17 protein-coding genes are annotated in these 18,203 nt (G+C 69.9%); 11 read left to right on the top strand and 6 right to left on the bottom strand.

Translation table 11 applies throughout. The features are described from left to right. Positions 1–210: 210 nt before the first annotated feature. The 3 genes from dnaN to ACFY3V_RS22560 form a co-directional block, all read right to left on the bottom strand. Positions 211–1,311 carry a DNA polymerase III subunit beta gene (gene dnaN / locus ACFY3V_RS22550; protein WP_350941805.1) on the bottom strand — a complete coding sequence of 367 codons (1,101 nt, stop codon included), beginning with the start codon at positions 1,309–1,311 and terminating at the stop codon, positions 211–213. Positions 1,312–1,531: 220 nt separating this feature from the next. Continuing rightward, positions 1,532–2,185: a response regulator transcription factor gene (locus ACFY3V_RS22555; RefSeq protein WP_350943521.1), complete on the bottom strand. Its 654-nt coding sequence runs from the start codon at positions 2,183–2,185 to the stop codon at positions 1,532–1,534. Beyond that, entirely contained in the window at positions 2,182–3,717 is a 1,536-nt protein-coding gene (locus tag ACFY3V_RS22560; RefSeq protein ID WP_389775938.1) for a histidine kinase, read from the bottom strand. The genes ACFY3V_RS22555 and ACFY3V_RS22560 overlap by 4 nt, the downstream gene beginning before the upstream one ends. 156 nt (positions 3,718–3,873) lie before the next feature. On the opposite strand from ACFY3V_RS22560, the gene ACFY3V_RS22565 reads away from it, so the two are divergent. The 7 genes from ACFY3V_RS22565 (at position 3,874) to ACFY3V_RS22595 (ending at position 9,349) form a co-directional block, all read left to right on the top strand. Then, the gene (locus ACFY3V_RS22565; protein ID WP_362901877.1) at positions 3,874–4,773 is read left to right on the top strand and encodes an ABC transporter ATP-binding protein; all 900 of its coding nucleotides are present in this window, start codon (positions 3,874–3,876) and stop codon (positions 4,771–4,773) included. Continuing rightward, complete coding sequence (locus ACFY3V_RS22570; RefSeq protein ID WP_362901879.1) at positions 4,770–5,504, top strand: ABC transporter permease; 735 nt, start codon at positions 4,770–4,772, stop codon at positions 5,502–5,504. The genes ACFY3V_RS22565 and ACFY3V_RS22570 overlap by 4 nt, the downstream gene beginning before the upstream one ends. A 156-nt stretch (positions 5,505–5,660) precedes the next feature. Then, positions 5,661–6,404, top strand: coding sequence for a phosphodiesterase (locus tag ACFY3V_RS22575; protein WP_362901881.1), 744 nt, complete (start codon positions 5,661–5,663; stop codon positions 6,402–6,404). A 330-nt stretch (positions 6,405–6,734) separates the two neighbouring features. Continuing rightward, on the top strand, positions 6,735–6,887 hold the full coding sequence (locus tag ACFY3V_RS22580; protein ID WP_389775943.1) for a hypothetical protein: 153 nt from the start codon (positions 6,735–6,737) through the stop codon (positions 6,885–6,887). 104 nt (positions 6,888–6,991) lie between these two features. After that, a complete protein-coding gene (locus tag ACFY3V_RS22585) occupies positions 6,992–7,516 on the top strand; it encodes a sigma-70 family RNA polymerase sigma factor (protein ID WP_386198990.1) in 525 nt (174 codons plus the stop codon). Next, positions 7,513–8,229, top strand: a complete 717-nt coding sequence (locus tag ACFY3V_RS22590) for a zf-HC2 domain-containing protein (RefSeq protein ID WP_362901885.1) — start codon at positions 7,513–7,515, stop codon at positions 8,227–8,229. Before ACFY3V_RS22585 ends, ACFY3V_RS22590 begins: the two co-directional genes overlap by 4 nt. Before the next feature lie 73 nt (positions 8,230–8,302). Further along, the gene (locus tag ACFY3V_RS22595) at positions 8,303–9,349 is read left to right on the top strand and encodes a CHRD domain-containing protein (RefSeq protein WP_389775946.1); all 1,047 of its coding nucleotides are present in this window, start codon (positions 8,303–8,305) and stop codon (positions 9,347–9,349) included. 266 nt (positions 9,350–9,615) lie between these two features. Here ACFY3V_RS22595 and ACFY3V_RS22600 read toward each other — a convergent pair whose 3' ends face one another. Continuing rightward, a complete protein-coding gene (locus ACFY3V_RS22600; protein WP_389775949.1) occupies positions 9,616–10,032 on the bottom strand; it encodes a winged helix-turn-helix transcriptional regulator in 417 nt (138 codons plus the stop codon). A 94-nt stretch (positions 10,033–10,126) separates the two neighbouring features. On the opposite strand from ACFY3V_RS22600, the gene ACFY3V_RS22605 reads away from it, so the two are divergent. Beyond that, positions 10,127–11,059, top strand: a complete 933-nt coding sequence (locus ACFY3V_RS22605) for an NADP-dependent oxidoreductase (protein ID WP_362901891.1) — start codon at positions 10,127–10,129, stop codon at positions 11,057–11,059. Between the two features lie 18 nt (positions 11,060–11,077). Here the strand turns inward: ACFY3V_RS22605 and ACFY3V_RS22610 are convergent, their stop codons facing one another. Then, a complete protein-coding gene (locus tag ACFY3V_RS22610; protein WP_362901893.1) occupies positions 11,078–11,671 on the bottom strand; it encodes an NAD(P)H-dependent oxidoreductase in 594 nt (197 codons plus the stop codon). A 432-nt stretch (positions 11,672–12,103) separates the two neighbouring features. Here ACFY3V_RS22610 and ACFY3V_RS22615 point away from each other — a divergent pair, with 432 nt between their 5' ends. After that, complete coding sequence (locus ACFY3V_RS22615; RefSeq protein ID WP_362901903.1) at positions 12,104–12,940, top strand: alpha/beta hydrolase; 837 nt, start codon at positions 12,104–12,106, stop codon at positions 12,938–12,940. Further along, complete coding sequence (locus ACFY3V_RS22620) at positions 12,933–13,496, top strand: TetR/AcrR family transcriptional regulator (protein ID WP_362901905.1); 564 nt, start codon at positions 12,933–12,935, stop codon at positions 13,494–13,496. Before ACFY3V_RS22615 ends, ACFY3V_RS22620 begins: the two co-directional genes overlap by 8 nt. A gap of 99 nt (positions 13,497–13,595) precedes the next feature. Here ACFY3V_RS22620 and dnaB read toward each other — a convergent pair whose 3' ends face one another. Continuing rightward, a complete protein-coding gene (gene dnaB, locus ACFY3V_RS22625; protein ID WP_389775954.1) occupies positions 13,596–16,226 on the bottom strand; it encodes a replicative DNA helicase in 2,631 nt (876 codons plus the stop codon). 442 nt (positions 16,227–16,668) lie between these two features. Here dnaB and ACFY3V_RS22630 point away from each other — a divergent pair, with 442 nt between their 5' ends. Next, positions 16,669–17,988, top strand: coding sequence for an MATE family efflux transporter (locus ACFY3V_RS22630; RefSeq protein ID WP_362902155.1), 1,320 nt, complete (start codon positions 16,669–16,671; stop codon positions 17,986–17,988). Positions 17,989–18,203: the final 215 nt, after the last annotated feature.

Here is an 18,203-nt window from a genome sequence, read left to right on the forward strand (position 1 = left end):
TGTTGCCGCCTCACCCCACCCCCCCCCCGGGCCCCCCCCCCCCCCGGCCCCGCCCCCCCCCCCGGGGGCGGGCCCCCCCCCGCGACATGAGAGCGCCTGACATGCGCGAGGGCACCCGGCAGGAGAGGCCGGTATGGGTTCGGGACGGACGCGGAGAGCGCTCGTATCGAGCACTCGTCTCGAAACGGCGCGGCCGGCGGCAGGGTCCGATCAGGTGAGGCGCAGGGACATCACGAGGTAGCGGAAAGCGGGGTCGGCATCGCCGGGAACCTCCGTGATGAGGGCCGGTCGGCTCGGTGACTCCATGTTGAGCCTGACGAGCTCGGTCTCGACCCCGTGCAGGCCGTCGAGCAGGAACTGGGACTGGAAGGCGATCTGGATGTCGCCACCGGAGATCTCCGCGTCGACGACCTCGGTGCCCCGGCCGATGTCACCACCGCCCGCCTGGATGAGGACCTGCCCCTGGGCGAAGGAGAGCCGGACCGCGGTGTTGCGCTCGGCGACCAGCGCGACCCGTTTGATCGCGTCGATGAACGGCGTCACCGGCAGGTCGGCCCTGATCGACCAGTCGTCGGTGAGCCGCGAGCGATAGTCGATGAACTGCTCGTCGAGCAGGCGGACCGTGGTGGCCCGGCCGATGCTCTCGAAACCTGCCACGCCGTCGCCCAGCGCGACCGACACCTCGCCGCCGCGCAGCGACCTGGCCACATCGACGAGCACCCGCGCGGGCACCATCGCGGCGGCCGTGGTGCCGGCCGTCTCCGGGCGCCAGTCGAACTCCCTGGCCGCGATGCGATAGCGGTCGGTGGCGGCCATGGTCACGTCGTCACCGGAGATGTCGACCCGGATGCCGGTCAGCATGGGGAGGCTCTCGTCGCGGCTCGCCGCCGGGGCCACCTGATTGACCGCGCTCGCGAAGACCACACCGCCGACCGCGCCGATCTTCGGCGGCATCTCGGGCAGGGAGGGGAAGTCCTCGACCGGCATGGTCAGCAGGCCGAACTCCGCGCTTCCGCAGGTCAGAACCGCTTCGGAGCCGCTGGTGAGGACCTCCACCACCTCGCCGGGCAGGCTGCGGGTGATCTCCGCGAGGATCCGGCCCGGGATCAGCACCCGGCCCGGCTCCGCCACGACGGCCTCGATCGAGACGCGGGCGGAGACGTCGTAGTCGAAGGCCGACAGCACGAGGTCGCCGTCGTCGGCCTCCAGGAGCAGGCCGGACAGGACGGGGATCGCCGGTCGGTTCGGCAGCACCCGGGCCACCCAGGCCACGGCGTCGGCCAGGACATCACGGTTAACCTGGAACTTCACCTGATCATCCCTTCGTCCCGAACGGCACACCGGGCGCGGAAGCCGTACTTCAACAGCACGCTATCCGCTGAGACCGACAGAACCGGTACCCGGCCGAAGAAAAGCGGATCGTCCACGCGGGCGCCGAGATGAGCCGGCTCGTCGGTGCGCGACGTGCTCGCCGGGAACGGGCTCGGCAGGTCGACCGCGCGGACGTCAGGGGAGATCGCGTCGAGGTGAGTCAGCCGCGGGCGGCGTTGAGGTAGGTCAGGACGGCGAGCACGCGACGGTTGTCGTCGTCGGAGGGTGCGAGGTCGAGCTTGGCGAAGATGCTGGCCGTGTGCTTGCCGACCGCGCTCTCGCTGAGGAACAGCCGCTGGGAGATCGCCGCGTTGGAGCGGCCCTCGGCCATCAGCTCCAGCACCTCGCGCTCGCGTGGGGTGAGCGCGCCGAGCGGCTGGTGCCTGGCGGTGCTCGCCAGCAGCTTCGCGATCACCTCGGGGTCCATCGCGGTGCCCCCCGCCGCCACCCGGCGGACCGCGTCGACGAACTGCTCGGCGTTGAAGACCCGATCCTTGAGGAGGTAGCCGATCGCACCCGAGCCGTCGGCGAGGAGCTCTCGCGCGTACAGCTGCTCGACGTGCTGGGACAACACGAGCACCGGCAGACCGGGGATGGCCCGGCGCGCCGCCAGCGCGGCCTGGAGCCCTTCGTCGGTGAACGTGGGCGGAAGGCGAACGTCGACCACCGCGACGTCGGGTCGCAGCCCGGTCAGCGCTCCCAGCAGCTCCGGCCCCGACTCGACGGCCGCCACCACCTCGAAGTCGTGGGCCTGGAGCAGGTGGACCAGGCCGTCCCTCAGGAGATACAGGTCTTCGGCGATGACGACTCTCAGCATCGGTCCAACCATAGGCGGGCCGGCAGGACCTCCGCCAGCCGCTGCTGGCGGGTGTGTATGGCGGGGATGAGCGTGCCCGCGGTGTACATGGACAGGCCCAGGAGGATGTTGAAGACGATCAACGGCCACTGCAGGGACTCGGGCAGGTAGAGCGCGAGAACCCAGCTGCGCTCCTCGGCATCGAAGATCTTCATGAACATCGCTACCAGCCCCTGCGGGAAGAGCGGGAGCCAGCCGAGCCCCCAGCAGATCCCGACGATGATCGCCTTGCCTCGGGGCAAAGACGATTTGCGGTCCGGCCCGCCCTCCCCCGAAAGGGCGTTGGGCAGGTCGAACGTGGCGGTGGTCGGGCCACCCTTCGGGCTGTTGACCACGAGCACCCCGTCGAAGGCCGCCAGCCTGCGCTCGATGCCGCGCAGACCGCTGCCCAGGGACGGGTCGGCGCCCCCCGAGCCGTCGTCGGTGACCACCACCCGCAGCGCGCGGTCGTTGCTGCTGATGTCGATCCACACCCGCTCGGCGCCGCCGTGGCGGGCCGCGTTGGTGAGGAGCTCGCTGATCGAGAAGTAGGCGGCCGACTCCACGGGCGAGTCGGGGCGACTGGCCAGGTCCACGGTGACGATGACCTTCAGCGGGCTGTCCAGCGCGAGGGCCCGCACGGCATCGCCGAGGCCGCGCTCGGCCAGGACCGGAGGGTGGATGCCCTTGACGAGGTCGCGCAGCTCGACGAGCGCCGTGGAGGATGCCTCCCTGACCTTGCCGAGCAGGGCCTTGGCCGCCGCGGGGTCCTTGTCCATCAGCTCCTCGACCGCGCCGAGCGTCATGCCCATCGCGACGAGCCTCGCCTGCGCCCCGTCGTGCAGGTCGCGCTCGATCCTTCGCAGCTCGGAGGCCTGGGAGTCGACCGTCGCCAGGCGTGCCTGGTCGAGTCGCTGGACCCGCGCCGTGAGCACGGCCTTGGCCGTGGGCGACAGCAGCAGGTGGTTCCACCGCGCGTACCCCCGCAGCAAGACGGGCGTCGTGAGCAGCGTGAGGGCCGCGGCGAGCGCCAGGAGCGGTGAGCCGGCCGCGGGAAGATCGGACCGGAACGTGAGGAGGGCGTACCCGGCCAGGAGGAGAGGCAGCAGCAGCAGTGCACCGGCCAGCGGGTTGAAGAAGACCCAGAGCCCGTCCCGCCAGGTGGCCGGGTCGCCGAACATCCACTTCAGGCGGTTGTTCCAGTCGGGCCACCGCGGTGTCTTGTAGAGCTGGCGCTCGTAGCGGTACCAGCCGTCGGGCTGGGGACGCACCGGCAGCGGGGACGGCAGGTAGGGGACCGGCACCGCGATCCCGAGCCACCCGCCGGTCAGCCTCCTCGCCACCCCCGTGCGAAACCTGAGCAGCCGGACCATCGGGGGGAAGAAGAAGATCATTCCCAGCCCGAACGTCAGTAAGGACGTGACCAGGATCACGACGACGAGGGCCGCGTCCAGCAGCGCCATCGCTCCCAGGACGAGTGCCCTGCCGACCGTCACCGCGTACGTCTTCATGGGTCAAGTGTCGGTGATACGTCCAATATGTGCCCAGTGGTGGAGGGTGCCCTGCGGGGGTGGGGGTAGCCACACCCCCCTCGGGTGCCTGGCCCGCCCCCGCCGGGGGTGTAGACGGATTCTCCGCGTGCGGCGCGGCTCGTAGCGTCGGTGAGCATGAAGGTCATCGAGGTCAGCAACCTCCGCAAGCGGTACCGCGACCAACTCGCGGTGGACGACGTCTCGTTCACCGTGGAGGAGGGCGAGATCTTTGGAGTTCTCGGCCCCAACGGCGCCGGCAAGACGACCACCGTGGAGTGCGTCGCGGGCCTGCGCGTCCCCGACTCCGGCACCGTCAACGTGCTCGGAGGCCTGCACCGCACCGAACTCAGGGAACAGCTGGGAGTCCAGCTGCAGAGCTCCGCACTGCCGGAGAAACTCAAGGTGTGGGAGGCACTCGACCTGTACGCCTCCTTCTATCGGAGGCCCGCGGACTGGGTGAAGTTGATGGAGCGCGTCGGGCTCGCCGACAAGCGCGACACCCCCTACGGCAAGCTCTCCGGCGGCCAGCAGCAGCGGCTCTCGATCGCGCTGGCCCTGGTCGGCACCCCCCGCGTGGCGATCCTGGACGAGTTGACCACCGGCCTGGACCCCCAGGCCCGCCGCGACACCTGGGAGCTCATCGAGCGGATCCGCGAGGACGGCGTGACGATCCTGCTCGTCACGCACTTCATGGAGGAGGCCGAGCGGCTCTGCGACCGGCTCGCCCTGATCGACTCCGGCCGGGTGGTCGCGATGGACACCCCGTCCGGCCTCATCGCCAGGGTCGGCGGGCGGCAGACCGTCAGGTTCCGGTTGTCAGGGCCGCTCGACGACACCAGGCTCGAAGCCCTTCCCGAGGTCACCGGGGTGAGCCGCAGCGGCGGGCAGGTCGCGGTCACCGGCACCGGCAACCTGCTCCTCGCGGTCACGACAGCCCTCGCCGCCGCGAATGTCGTACCCACCGACCTGCGCGTGGAGCAGGCCACCCTCGACGACGCCTTCCTCAGCCTCACCGGAAAGAAGATCTCCTCATGAACAAGATGCTCCTGACCGAGGCCAAGCTCTTCCTGCGGGACCCGGGCAGCCCGATCTTCGCGATGCTGCTGCCTCTCGCCCTCCTGATCGCGCTGGGGCAGATCCCCGGCTTCCGGGAGGCGACCCCCGAGCTGGGCGGGGAGCGGGTCATCGACACGCAGCTGCCCGGCATGATGGTGATCCTCGCGGTGGTGACGATGGCGCTGACCGTCCTGCCGGCGACGCTGGTGAGTTACCGGGAGAGCGGCGTGCTGCGCCGGATGTCCACCACCCCTGTCCATCCGATCCGGCTGCTGGTCGCCCAGCTCGCCAACAACCTCGTGGTGGCGATCGTCGCCACCGTCCTTCTGGTCGGCGCGGGCCATCTCGTCCTGGGGTCGATCCTGCCCAGGAGCCCGCTCGCCTTCGCGGGGGTGTTCGTGCTCGGCACGGCCTCGATGCTGAGCCTGGGACTGCTGATCGCCGCCGTGGCGCCCAACGCGAAGGTGGCGCCGGGCATCGGCTCGCTGCTGATGTTCCCGCTGCTGTTCATGGCGGGGATGTGGATTCCCCGGGAGCTGATGCCCGACCTGGTGCGACGGATCGGGGACTTCCTGCCCATGGCGCCGTTCGCCGACGCGCTCCGCGCCACGTGGGCGGGACACGCGCCGCAGCCGCTGCACCTGGTGGTGATGGTGGCGACCGTGCTGGTCATGGGCGGGCTGGCGGCGCGGTTCTTTCGCTGGGAGTAGCCGGTGCGGCCTACGGTCCGCCGGGGTCCGTCCCACGCGAGGGGCAGGGACGGACCCCGGCTTCTCCTGTTCACACCGGCTTTCCCCGCCCGGTGCGTTCCTGCTCGGCGCTCCGGATGCCCAGCGATGGGAAGCCGGATATGTCACTCTTGACTGATGCTGATCCTGGCGCACGTAAGTGACGTCCACATCGACGGTTCTCCCCGCAGCATCGACAGGACCCGATCCGTCATGCGACACCTGGAGAACCTCCCCGGTCCCCTGGACGCGGTCGTGGTGACCGGCGACATCGCCGACAACGGCCTGATCGAGGAGTACGAGATCGCGCGTGAGCTGCTGACCACGCGCCATCCGACGATCGTCTGCCCCGGTAACCACGACGCCCGTCCGGCGTTCCGCAAGGCCCTGCTCGGCCTCGACGAGGGCGGCAACGGGCCGGTCAACCAGGTCCTCAGGCTCAACGGGCTCACCGTCGCGCTGTGCGACTCCAGCGTCCCCGGGCGGCCCGAGGGCTTCCTGGAGGACGAGACGATCACCTGGTTGAACGGCGTGCTCGCCGAGGCTCCGGACACCCCGGCCCTCGTCGGCATGCACCACCCGCCGGTGTCCCTGGGCATCCCGTACGTCGACGGGATCCGGCTACGGAACCCCGAGCGGTTGGAAGCGGTCGTACGGCGGCACCCGCAGGTGGTTTCCGTCATCACCGGCCACGCCCACACCGCGGCGAGCACCGTCTTCGCGGGCCTGCCGCTCTCGGTGGCGCCGGGGGTCGTCTCCACGCTGCGGCTCAGCCAGGAGCTCGACATCCCGATCCCCGTCGACTACGACCTGCCGCCGCAGATCGCCATTCACGTCTTCGACGGTGGCCGTCTCGTCACCCACGTCCGTCCGGTCCTGTGACATCGCCGCGGCCCGCCCTCCCGGCGTGCCGCGGCCTGAGCGGTACGCTCCAGGAGACCCGGCCACTTGACGGCCGTAGTCGTGGAAGATCTGACCTTCCCGTCGGGAGGCCCGTCCCCGGCGGCTCGCGCACCTCGGGAGAGCGGCCGGCCCGCATGTCCTGTCGGAGTGGTGCCGCGACCGGAAATCAGCCTGCTTTCACCCCTGGTGCGAAGGTTTTTCGGCTGACAATCGGAAAACCACATGATCCGTTGAACCCGCGGGGATCCGGCGACGTACTGCCTGCCGACACCGGAAAACGTCCGGCGCCCGAACCGGGGAGGGCACAGCGTGATCATGGACGCCCTGTGGCGGCCCGTTCCAGCGAGCACAGCCGTGATCGCGGAACCGCAGCCCGGCATCCGCGACCGCGAAGCGGCGGGCGACGCCACCCCGCGCTCCGGTCACGGCCGCCCGGCGCGAACCGCGGGAAGCGCGTGGTGACCCGGCAAGGCGCCTGTACCTCCCTGTCGGCCGATTCCCCCGGAGAAGACCCCATCGTGAAAGCCTCCTCCCGGTCCGGTGACCGGCCGCGCCGCTCCCATCGCCTGCGACCGGTCGACGCCCCCGACGACGAGTTGGTCGTCGCGGAGCTGTACCGGACGTACCGTCGGCCGTTGCTCTCCTTCGTCGTACGGCTCACCCGTGGCGACGTGCAGTGGGCCGAGGACGTGGTGCAGGAGACCATGGTGCGCGCGTGGCGCAGCGCGGACCGGTTCGACGCCGACGCGTCGTCCCTGATGCCTTGGCTCGCGACGGTCGCCAGACATATCGTGATCGATGACCAACGCCGTAAGGACGCGCGTCCCCACGAGGCGGGTGAGGGACCACTGGAGAGTGTGCCCATGCCCGATCAGATGGAAGATCTTTTGCGACAGGTCGTCGTGTCGGACGCGCTCAACTCGCTGTCCCCCGCCCATCGCGAGATCCTCAACGAGACCGTCCTGCGCGACCGGTCGGTGAACGACGCCGCCGAGGCGCTCGGCATCCCCGTCGGCACGGTGAAGTCGAGGGCGTACTACGCCCTCCGCGCGCTGCGCGTCGCCCTTGAGGAGAGAGGGGTGACGGCATGACCTCGCGGGTGGAGCACACCGATGTGGGCGCGTACGCCCTGGGCATCCTCGGGGAGCCCGACCGGACGGCCTTCTCCGACCACCTCGCCACCTGTCCGTCCTGCACCGCGGAGCTCCGGGAGCTGTCGGGGGTGGCGGACGCGCTCGCCGGCATCGGTCCCCTCAGGGACGACGTCGCGGGTGCCGGCGAGGGAAATCCCACCGAGGTGGTCAACCTGCTGCGCCGCCGCAGGACGGCCGACCGGCGTGCCCGCAGGGGCACGTTCGTGATCGGCGCCGCCGCGGCCGTCACCCTTGTCGCCGGAGGGATCGCGGCGGGCACCGCGATCTCCGGCGAGGGTGGCAGCGTCCCCGTCGGTCACTCCGCGCACGGTCCCGCGGAAGAGGCGTATCGGACAGGCACCCCGCTCGCCGGTAAGGGCGCCTCCGGGGTCACCGGCGGCCTGGTGCTGGAGGCGAAGGGCTGGGGCACCCACGCCGTCCTGGAGCTCAAGGGCGTCAAGGGGCCGCTGGAGTGCGAACTGGTCGCCGTCTCCCCGACCGGCGAGCGGCGTGTGGTCACCGGATGGGCGGTGCCCGAGCGGGGATACGGGGTTCCCGGCTCCCCGGAACCGCTCTACGTGCACGGCGGGGTCGCCTGGGGACCTGCGGGGATAGACCACTTCGAGGTGCGCACGAACGGCGGGGACACGCTGCTCACCGTCGCGGTCTGACCGGGCATTTTAGCCCTCCCGTTCTGCGGGAGGGCTTTTTCCCGGCCGTTTCCCTCTGCGTATTTTTACGTATTTGAATGTTGAACCATCGTCGGGCGTAGCGCCGTACAACCGGCTGAAGAACGCAGCAGCCCCTTACAGCTACGAGAGGTCCACGATGTCCAAGCGGTCCATGCGCAGCACCCTCACCGTCTCCGGCGTGGCCATCGCCGCGACCATGCTCTCGGCACTCTCCGCGACCCTCGCGCCGGTCGCGCAGGCCGGCACGACCGCGGCCACACCGTCCGGCACCGCGAGCACTGCGGACGCCTACTTCGCGGGCACCCTGCTCGGCAAGAACGAGGTGCCGACCAGCGGCGGTCCCGCCGTCGGTGACAAGGACGGCAAGGCCGTCGCCGTGGTCCGCATCCGCGGCAACGAGGTCTCCTACGCCGTACGGTGGGAAGGGACGGACACCCCCACCGCGTTCCACATCCACCAGGGCAAGGCCGGCAAGAACGGCGACGTGAAGGTCGGCTTCTTCATGGAGGCCCTGCCCGGCGGCAGCAAGGCCATCCTCGGCAGCGTCAGGATCAACGACGGCGGCCTGCTGGCGGGGATCAGGAAGAACCCGAAGAACTGGTACCTCAACCTGCACACCGCCGAGTTCCCGGGTGGCGCGGTACGCGCCCAGATGCACAGGATCAGCCCGACCAACCTGTCCAACGTGCTCGCCGCCGGCGTGCGTCCCGTCTACCACTCCAACGCCGATGGCCGCCAGGAGGTCCCGGTCCCCGGCAAGAAGGTCGGCGACCCGAACGGTCGCGCCGAATGGCTCGTCGGCATCAAGGGCTCGAAGGTCTACTACGCCACCATCTGGGAGAAGCTCGCCGCCCCCACCAACGGGCACATCCACCGGGGCAAGAAGGGCAAGAACGGCGATGTCGTGATCGACTTCTTCGCCGACTCGAACGGCCTGCCCAAGGGCGTCACCGGGATCGCGGGCACCGCGTCGGTGAAGCCCGACATCGCCCGGGGCATCAAGAAGAACCCGAAGAACTGGTACACCAACCTGCACACCACCGAGTTCGGCGGCGGCGCGGTGCGCGGTCAGCTCTACAGGTCCGGCGGCGGCTGGTGAACCGACGTCCGGGGATCGCGCCGCGGCGGTGAGTCCGGGACGCGGAGGGGATCCACGGTCGTCACAGACCACCCGTGACCCCGGAGACGACGGCGCCCGCCACACGGAGTTCGTTCCGCGTGGCGGGCGCCGCCGCGCGTGGTGACCGGCGGCGGGCCCGGATCCCGGACGGGGACCGCGCACGCCCGGGTCCTGGACGGGCCGAGATCCGCTCGGTTCGTCCAGGGGCCGCGCACGCTCGCCCCGCGGACGAACGCCGGGTCCGCTCAGCTCGTCCGGACCGGTCTGGGCTCCTCGGCCGCACGGAGGTCGTAGCGCTCGCGAGCGGTCATGATCTCGGCCACGTGCTTCTCCGACCAGCTCTTGATGCCCTCCATCAGCGCGACCACGCTGTGCCCCAGCATGCTGAGCTCGTACTCCACCCGGGGCGGGATCGTCGGGTAGATCGTGCGGATCACCATCCCGTCGCGTTCCATGTTCCGTAATGTCTGGGTGAGGCTCTTCTGGGTGATCCCATCGAGCCTGCGGCGAAGCACGCCGAACCGGACCGGACCGTCCCGCAGGGCGTCCACCAGCAGGCAGGTCCACTTGTTCGCGATCGCCTCCAGGACCTTCCGTGAGCCGCACTCCTTCAGGTACGCGTTGACGGCGCCGTGATCTCGCAGGTGAGAAGTGGTTTCCATAAGGTACCTATATCGCTAAAAGGTGCCTTCTTCCATATAGATACCGACTCCAGGGAGATTGATCTCGACAAACTTCCCTTCAGAGGAGATCACGATGCGTGTCATCACCCAGTCCGCCGTCGGCGCCCCTTCCGTACTCGATGTCGCCGAGGTCGACCGGCCGGAGCCGGATCACGGACAGGTCCTGATCAAGGTCGGCGCCGCCGGGGTGAACCCGGTCGACGAAGTGGTCCGCGCCGGGCTCATCCCACTGCTCGGCCCGCCGCCCTTCACCCTCGGCTGGGACGTCGCGGGCACGGTCGAGTCCACGGGACCCGGCGTGTCCGCGTTCGCCCCCGGTGACGAGGTTCTGGGCCTGCTCGCCTTCCCCGACGCCGGCAACGCCTACGCCGACTACGTGCTCGCCTCGCCCAACGAGATCGTCCACAGGCCCGCGCCCCTGCCCGTGGAGCAGGCGGGAGGACTCCCGCTCGCCGGGCTCACCGCCTGGCAGGCGCTGGTCGGCATCGCCCGCCTCGACGAGGGGCAGCGGGTGCTCGTTCACGCCGCCGCGGGAGGGGTCGGCCACCTCGCCGTCCAGATCGCCGCGTACCTCGGGGCGCACGTCACCGGCACCGCCCGTGCCGCCAAGCACGACTTCCTGCGCGGGCTCGGCGTGGACACCCCGATCGACCACACCGCCGTCGACTTCGTCACGGAGACCGAGCCGGTGGACGTGGTGTTCGATCTGGTGGGGGGCGAGTACGGAGAACGTTCCGCCGCCACGCTCAAGCCCGGCGGCCTGCTCGTCGGAGCGCTGGGACGCAACCTCGGCATCACGCCGGAACGCGCGGCCGAGCTGGGCATACGGCTCGCGGTGGTGAGTGTGCGTCCCTCGGCGGCCGACCTGTCGCGGCTGACGGCGCTGACGGAGTCGGGACGGCTCAGGGTTCACGTGGATCAGACACTGCCGCTGGCCGAGGTGGCGAAGGCGCACGAACTCCTGTCGACCCGCCGCACCACCGGGAAGATCGTCCTGATCCCCTGACCTACCGTCCCCCTCGGCTCAGGTGACGTAAGGGCGGGCGGTCCTTCCCTCACGCAGCGTCCGCGCCCACCAGGTCAGCTGGTCGAGCAGGACCTTGGCCGCGCCGTCGTAGCCCTGCGGGTCGACCGGCTCCCCCTTGTCGTCGAAATTCCTCCGGGCGCCGTGGAAGCTGACGGTGTCTCGGATGGTGACCGCGTGCAGCTCCGCGAAGACCAGGCGGAGCTGCTCGACCGCTCGAAGGCCACCGGAGATGCCGCCATAGGAGATGAAACCAACTGGTTTGGCGTGCCACTGCCGGTCGTGCCAGTCGATGGCGTTCTTCAACGAGGCCGGAAAGCTGTGGTTGTACTCGGGCGTCACGATGGCGAACGCGTCGGCTCTGGCCAGCCGCGAGGTGAGCACCCCCAGAGCCCGCGCCACCTCCGCGGCGGGCGCGGCCCCGAAGCGGGGCATCACCATCGGCAGAGGGGTCTCGGCAAGGTCGATGACATCGACGTCCAGGCTCTCGTGCCGCCGGGCCCGGCCCGCGAACCACTCCGCGACGGTCGGGCCGAGCCGCCCTTCGCGGACACTGCCGACGATCACCGCTAACCGGATCTGCTCTTCGGGCATGACGGTCCTTTGCTGGTCACAGTGGGTCTGTCCGCGCCCTCGCGGCGCCGTACGAACAGGTTCGTACCTCAACCTTGGTTCACGTCAAGCCGGAACCGCGCACCCATCGGCATCGGCGGTAGCCGGACATCGCCCGGCGGCTCGGCCGGACGGTGCAGCGAACCGTCCCGGCGGGTCAGAGTGCGTGCCCCTTCCGGCCCGAGCAGGTCCGGAGGCCTGGAGGTCCGGAGAAGACGACCAGGCTCGCCGTCGATCGGCACCGGGTAGACCGTCGGCTCGCGAGGCATCGCCCGCGCCCTGAACCCCAACGGCCGCGGCACGCGACATGCCGACGGAGACCGGTCGAACAGGCTTCCAGGGTCTCGTCATTGACAAGTTCGGCTAACCGTATTAGCTTTTAGCTAACTTTATTAGCCAAACCCGGAGGATGACATGACCGAACACCTCGCCGTCGACGGCGGCACGATCGCCTACGAGGTGACCGGATCCGGCCCGCTGATCGTTCTCGCTCACGGCATGGGCGACAGCCGCGCCGCGTACCGCGCCATGATCCCGTCGCTGGCGGCGGCGGGATACCGGGTCGCCGCGGTCGATCTGCGCGGCTGCGGCGAGTCCAGCGTCGACTGGCCGTCCTGGAGCCGCACCGCCGCCGCCGGCGACCTGCTCGCCGTGATCCGTCACCTGGGCGGTCCGGCCGTGCTCGTCGGCCACTCGTTCTCCGGCGGTGCCGCCACCATCGCCGCGGCGCAGGAGCCATCGCTGATCACCGCGGTCGTCGAGCTGGCGCCGTTCACCCGCAAGCAGTCGATCCGCGTCGGCGACCTGCGGACGAAACGCTTCCGGCAGGGCATGCTGCGGCTGCTCGGCACCGCTGTGTTCGGCAGCGTGCGGCTCTGGCGCTCGTACCTCGAGGTGGCCTACCCCGGCGCGAAGCCGGCCCACTGGGCCGAGCGGATCGGCCGCGTCGACTCCCTGATGCGCGAGCCGGGCCGGATGAAGGCCCTGCAGGCCATGGGCCGCAGCGCCCCGACCGACGCCGGCGCACAGCTCGGCAACATCCGCTGCCCGGTCCTCGTCGTGATGGGCACGCTCGACCCCGACTGGGCCGATCCGCACGCCGAAGGTTCGGCGATCATCGAGGACCTGCCCTCCGGCCTCGGCCGCCTTGAGATGATCGAGGGCGCCGGGCACTACCCGCACGACCAGTTCCCCGACCAGGTGGTCTCGCTCACGCTCGCCTTCCTCCGCTCGGACGCCGCTCGTGCCTAGGGCCGGTCTGGACCCGGCGACCGTGGTCGCGGCCGGTGCCGCCCTCGCCGACGAGGTGGGCCTCGCCAACCTGACGATGGGGTTGCTGGCCGAACGACTGAACGTGCGCACCCCCTCCCTTTACAAGCACGTGAGCGGACAGGAAGACCTCAGCCGTCGTATCGCGGTCCTGGCTCTGAACGAGGTCGCCGACGCCATCGGCGGCGCGATCCAGGGATACGCGGGTCGTGACGCCCTGGCGGCCGCGGCGCACGCCTTCCGCGCCTTCGTCCTGAATCACCCCGGCCGGTACGCCGCGACGATCGGCTTGAAACCGTCCGATCCGGACGATCCGCTGATCACCGCGGCTCAGCGATCGCTCGGCACGTTCAGGGCGGTGCTGCGCGGCTACGAGATCGGAGAGGCCGACATGGATCACGCCCTGCGCATGCTTCGCAGCCTCTGCCACGGCTTCGCCACCCTGCAGGCGGCCCACGGCTTCCAGATGAGCGCGGACATCGAGGAAAGCTTCGAGTGGCTGATCGCCTTCACCGACCGTGGCCTGCGCGCCATTTGAGAATGCCGCCGTCTGGGGCGGGTCCCTCCAGATCCCTCCGGCACGTGGGGGCACGCCATGCGGAACGGTTCACCGGTCGCGGCCCCCCTACGGCGAGGTCTAGTGGGGAGCCATGTCGACGAAACGGCTGTAGTGGCCCTGGAACGCCACGGTGACCGTCGCGGTGGGGCCGTTACGGTGCTTGGCCACGATCAGGTCGGCCTCACCCGCCCTGGGCGACTCGCGCTCGTAGGCGTCCTCCCGGTGCAGCAGGATGACCATGTCCGCATCCTGCTCGATGCTCCCTGACTCGCGAAGGTCGCTCACCATGGGCCTCTTGTCCGTTCGCTGCTCGGGGCCACGGTTGAGCTGGGAGATCGCGATCACCGGGACCTCCAGCTCCTTGGCGAGGAGCTTGATGGCCCTGGAGATCTCGGAGACCTCGTTCTGGCGGCTCTCGGTCTTCTTCGGCGAGGACATCAGCTGCAGGTAGTCGATGATGACGAACCGCAGGTCGTTGCGCTGCTTGAGGCGACGGCACTTGGCCCTGATCTCCATCATCGACATGTTGGGCGAGTCGTCGATGAACAGCGGCGCCTCGGCCACCTCGCCCATCCGCCGGGCCAGCTTCGCCCAGTCGTCATCGGTCATCGTGCCCGACCGCATGGCGTGCAGCGCCACCCGCGCCTCGGCCGACAACAGGCGCATCGTGATCTCGTTGCGCGACATTTCCAGCGAGAACACCACAGTGGTCATGCCGTGCTTGATGGCGGCGGATCTCGCGAAATCCAGGCCAAGAGTGCTGTTGTGCGTTGGAATGCAGGTCCTTCCGGCAAGGTACATGTGGTCGGCGTTGTCGACCTCCACGCATCTCACCGGCGTCGAGGGCACCGGCCGCACGTCGACGATGTATCGAACGAGCGCCGACGGATGAGGGGTGGTCACCTGCCGGACGGCCTTGCCGGACAGCCGGAACACCTTGTCCGCCGCCGTGAAGTCGATCATGTAGAAGGTGGAGGAGCCGACGCTTCCGTCTTTGACCGTCCGTGTCCTCGTCGTCGCCCGGTAGCCGAGACTCAGCACCAGTTCGCAGGCGTCCTCGGCCAGTCTCCTGTCGGTGACCTCGAGCTGGATCCGGCCGTCGCGACCGACGTGTCCGTCGGTGTCGAGGAGACCGGCGAGCAGGGCACGCCGCTGCTTCTCGGAGGCTCGCAAATAGATCTGGGGAATGTGCTTGTCTCCGAGGACACCGAGGGTGCGCAGGATGGCCCGCACCGTGTCATGACCGTTCCGGCACGCCTGGCACTGCCGCAGACCGCTGGACGGACCACCGCAGTCGGGACACGTGGTCGCCGGAACCGGACGGGCCCTTCCACCGCACGAGCGACCGCACGTCCGCGCCTGGGACATCCGGGGCACGAACAGGGCACCGCATACCGTGCAGGGCCGCTCCGTCACGGGCGACGGATGCGGCAGACCGAGTGCGTAGGGGAGGTCGGAGCTCGTACGGGTGACCCGCACCCCTTCGGCCTCCAGGTTGAGAGCGATCTCCGAGTCGATGGTGGTGAACCCGGCACCGTCGGGGTGACCGTCGCCAAGCCATACTCCGAGCGCGTAGGCGGGCAACGGCAGATCCCGCTCGGGCAGGTCGAACGCCGCCGCGACGGCGACGGCGTGGTTCGGTCGCCTGTCCGCCGAGGCGCAGCGCAGTGTGCGGGCGATCTCCTCGGTCGTCGCGACGTCCTCGTGGGCGGCGGTCGCGGAGGCGTTCGTCGGCTCCGCCGTCGACGTCTCGTACGCGCTCCCGACGTGCTCGATGAATTCGGCGGGCAGGTGGCTCTCCGAGTCCTGCCGGCGACGCGCGCGCGTGGTCGTCCGCCACTGGTGCCGGGCGTCCGCGACGATCACGGTGCCGTCACTGAACTCCACCTCGTAACAAGGCCGTCCGTGCATCACCTCGGTCGCCGCGACCACCCGTGTCGGCCTGCCGTCCGCACCGATCAGGTGGTCACCCGGCTCGACCTCCCCCATGGTCGTCCAGCCGGCGGGAGTGGGCAGCGGCGTGTCGAGAGCGAGCGCCTTGCCGATGGCGGGCCGGGCCGCCACAACGATCATCTGGCCCGGGTGCAGGCCGTTGGTGAGGGAGTCGAGGTCCTGGAAACCGGTGGGGACCCCGACCATCTGGCCGCTCCGGCCGCCGATGGCCTCCAGCTCGTCGAGGGCGCCCGGCATGATGTCCGCCAGGGGGACGTAGTCCTCGGAGGTGCGGCGCTCGGTGACCTTGTAGATCTCCGCCTGGGCGCGGTCGACGAGGTCGTCGACCTCCTCGTCCTGACCGCCGTAGCCGTAGGAGACGATGCGGGTGCCGGCCTCGATCAGGCGGCGGAGGATGGCCTGCTCGCGGACGATCCTCGCGTAGTAACCGGCGTTGGCCGCGGTCGGGACGATGGCGGTCAGCGTGTGGAGGTAGGCGCCACCGCCGATCCTGGCGACCTCGCCCCGCTTCTGCAGCTCGTCGAGGATCGTGATGGCGTCGGCGGGGTCGCCGCGGCCGTAGAGGTCGGTGACGATGTCGTAGATGATCTGGTGGGCCGGGCGGTAGAAGTCGTCGGACCGCAGGATCTCGACCACGTCGGCGATGGCGTCCTTGGACAGCAGCATGCCGCCCAGGACCGACTGCTCGGCCTCGATGTTGTTCGGTGGGGTGCGCTCGAATCTCGGCTCGAAGACCGGCGGCTCCGCGACGCTCACCACACACCCCCTCTTTCGAACACAGTTACGTTATCTCTATTTGTAGCGGACCGCTGTGACAGTTTCGCGGCTCCACGCCCGGCTGGCAACGCGACCTGTCGACAGAGGTGTGGATAAGCTGTGCACTTCTTCCCCAGAGGTGTGGGCACCCTGGGGACAGTTCTGTGGATAACTCTTGTCCACAGCTGTGGATAACGCTCTGACCAGGGAAAACTCCATCCACCGCCTGTGGAGAAAAGAAAGTTGGGGCGACACGCTGAAAGTCGCCCCAGATGGCATGTCCTGAGAGGTTCATCCCGCCGGAGATCCGCTGGGAGGTAAGAGGCACAATGGATAGGTGCCTCTTACCCCTCGATCCGGCCGACCCGATCGGGCCGACCAGGCCGATCGACCCGACCGGTCCGGTCGGTCCGGCTCCGGCTCATCCGACAAACCAGGTCAGATCGGTCGAGCCGATCGGCCCGGCGGCTCCGGGCGCGACCACGACAGGCAGATCCTGCGGCTCGCGCTGCCCGCGTTCGGCGCCCTGGTCGCCGAACCGCTCTTCCTGCTGACCGACAGCGTCGTCGTCGGCCGGCTGCCCGCCCCCGCGCTCGGCGCCCTGGGAGTGGCGAGCACGGTGCTGACCTTCCTGGTGGGGCTGTGCGTGTTCCTCGCGTACGGCACGACCGCGGCGGTGGCCAGGCAGATCGGCGCGGGTGAGACCGGCCGGGCGCTGCGGCAGGGGGTGGACGGCCTCTGGCTGGCCGCGGGGGTGGGATTGGCGATCATCGTGGTCGTCTGGCCCCTCGCGCCCTCGCTGGTCCACCTGATCGGCGCCGAGGGCGAGCTCGCCCGGCAGGCGGTGACCTACCTGCGGATCAGCCTGCTGGGCGTCCCCGCCATGCTGCTGGTACTCGCGGGCACGGGCGTGTTGCGCGGCATGCAGGACACCACGACCCCCCTGCTGGTGTCGGTGGGAGCCTTCGGACTGAACGCGGTGCTCAACATCGTCTTCGTCCTGGGACTGGGCTGGGGGATCGCGGGCTCGGCCTGGGGCACGGTGCTGGCCCAGTCGCTCGCCGCCGCCGTCTACCTCCTCCTCATCCTCGTCCGGTACCGCGCGCCGTTCCGCCCCGACCTGGCGGGCGTACGGGCGGCGGGCTCGGCGGGGGTCGCCCTGATCATCCGCACGGCGTGCCTTCAGGTGGTGCTGGCCGTCGCGACCACCGTCGCCACCCGCATGGGGGAGCAGCAGATCGAGGCGCACACCGTCGCCATCAGGATCTGGACCCTGATGGCGTTCGCCCTGGACGCGATCGCCATCGCCGGGCAGGCGATCACCGGCCGCGCGCTGGGCGCCGGTGACGTGGCGGGAGTCCGCGGCGCGACCCGGAGGATGGTGGCCTGGGGAGTCGGCTCGGGCGTGCTGCTCGGCCTCCTCGTGGTGGTGGTCAGGCCGTTCGTGCCCTCGCTGTTCGACGCGGGCCCCGTCGTCTCCGCCGAACTGCTCGGCCTGCTCTGGGTGGTGGCCGCCCTGCAGCCCGTCGCCGGGGTGGTGTTCGTGCTGGACGGCGTGCTGATCGGTGCCGGAGACCGGCGCTACCTCGCCTGGGCGGGGGTGTGGACGACGCTCGCCTATCTGCCCGCCGCGTTCCTGGTGGATCTCCAGGGCGGCGGTCTGGTCGCGCTCTGGCTGGCGCTCGGGCTGTGGATGGCGGCCCGGCTGGTGACCCTGTCGACGCGGGCGTACGGCACGGCGTGGTTGGTGGTCGGCGGCTGAGACGGCCGAGCGTCCACGCGTGGTCAAAAAGTAACGCATCGTATCCGGCGGACAGGTAATTCTTGCGTGACACTGTGGTGTCCACCACGTGATGGGATAGCCCTTGACCTGCGAAACTCTCCTGCGGCACTGTGAGACAAGTCCCTCGATACAGGGTTAAAAGCCCACCACGATTGGTCACGTCGTGCCCAAAGGCCCTTCCCCCTCGATCGTTC

It is taken from the genome of Streptosporangium sp. NPDC000095, from assembly GCF_042899335.1.
In the GTDB taxonomy this organism is placed as follows: domain Bacteria; phylum Actinomycetota; class Actinomycetes; order Streptosporangiales; family Streptosporangiaceae; genus Streptosporangium.

Coding starts and splice junctions, on each gene's coding strand:
- ACFY3V_RS22560 (WP_389775938.1), bottom strand. CDS start 3,717: ATGAAGACGTACGCGGTGACGGTCGGCAGGGCACTCGTCCTGGGAGCG.
- ACFY3V_RS22565 (WP_362901877.1), top strand. CDS start 3,874: ATGAAGGTCATCGAGGTCAGCAACCTCCGCAAGCGGTACCGCGACCAA.
- ACFY3V_RS22570 (WP_362901879.1), top strand. CDS start 4,770: ATGAACAAGATGCTCCTGACCGAGGCCAAGCTCTTCCTGCGGGACCCG.
- ACFY3V_RS22575 (WP_362901881.1), top strand. CDS start 5,661: ATGCTGATCCTGGCGCACGTAAGTGACGTCCACATCGACGGTTCTCCC.
- ACFY3V_RS22590 (WP_362901885.1), top strand. CDS start 7,513: ATGACCTCGCGGGTGGAGCACACCGATGTGGGCGCGTACGCCCTGGGC.
- ACFY3V_RS22600 (WP_389775949.1), bottom strand. CDS start 10,032: ATGGAAACCACTTCTCACCTGCGAGATCACGGCGCCGTCAACGCGTAC.
- ACFY3V_RS22605 (WP_362901891.1), top strand. CDS start 10,127: ATGCGTGTCATCACCCAGTCCGCCGTCGGCGCCCCTTCCGTACTCGAT.
- ACFY3V_RS22610 (WP_362901893.1), bottom strand. CDS start 11,671: ATGCCCGAAGAGCAGATCCGGTTAGCGGTGATCGTCGGCAGTGTCCGC.
- ACFY3V_RS22615 (WP_362901903.1), top strand. CDS start 12,104: ATGACCGAACACCTCGCCGTCGACGGCGGCACGATCGCCTACGAGGTG.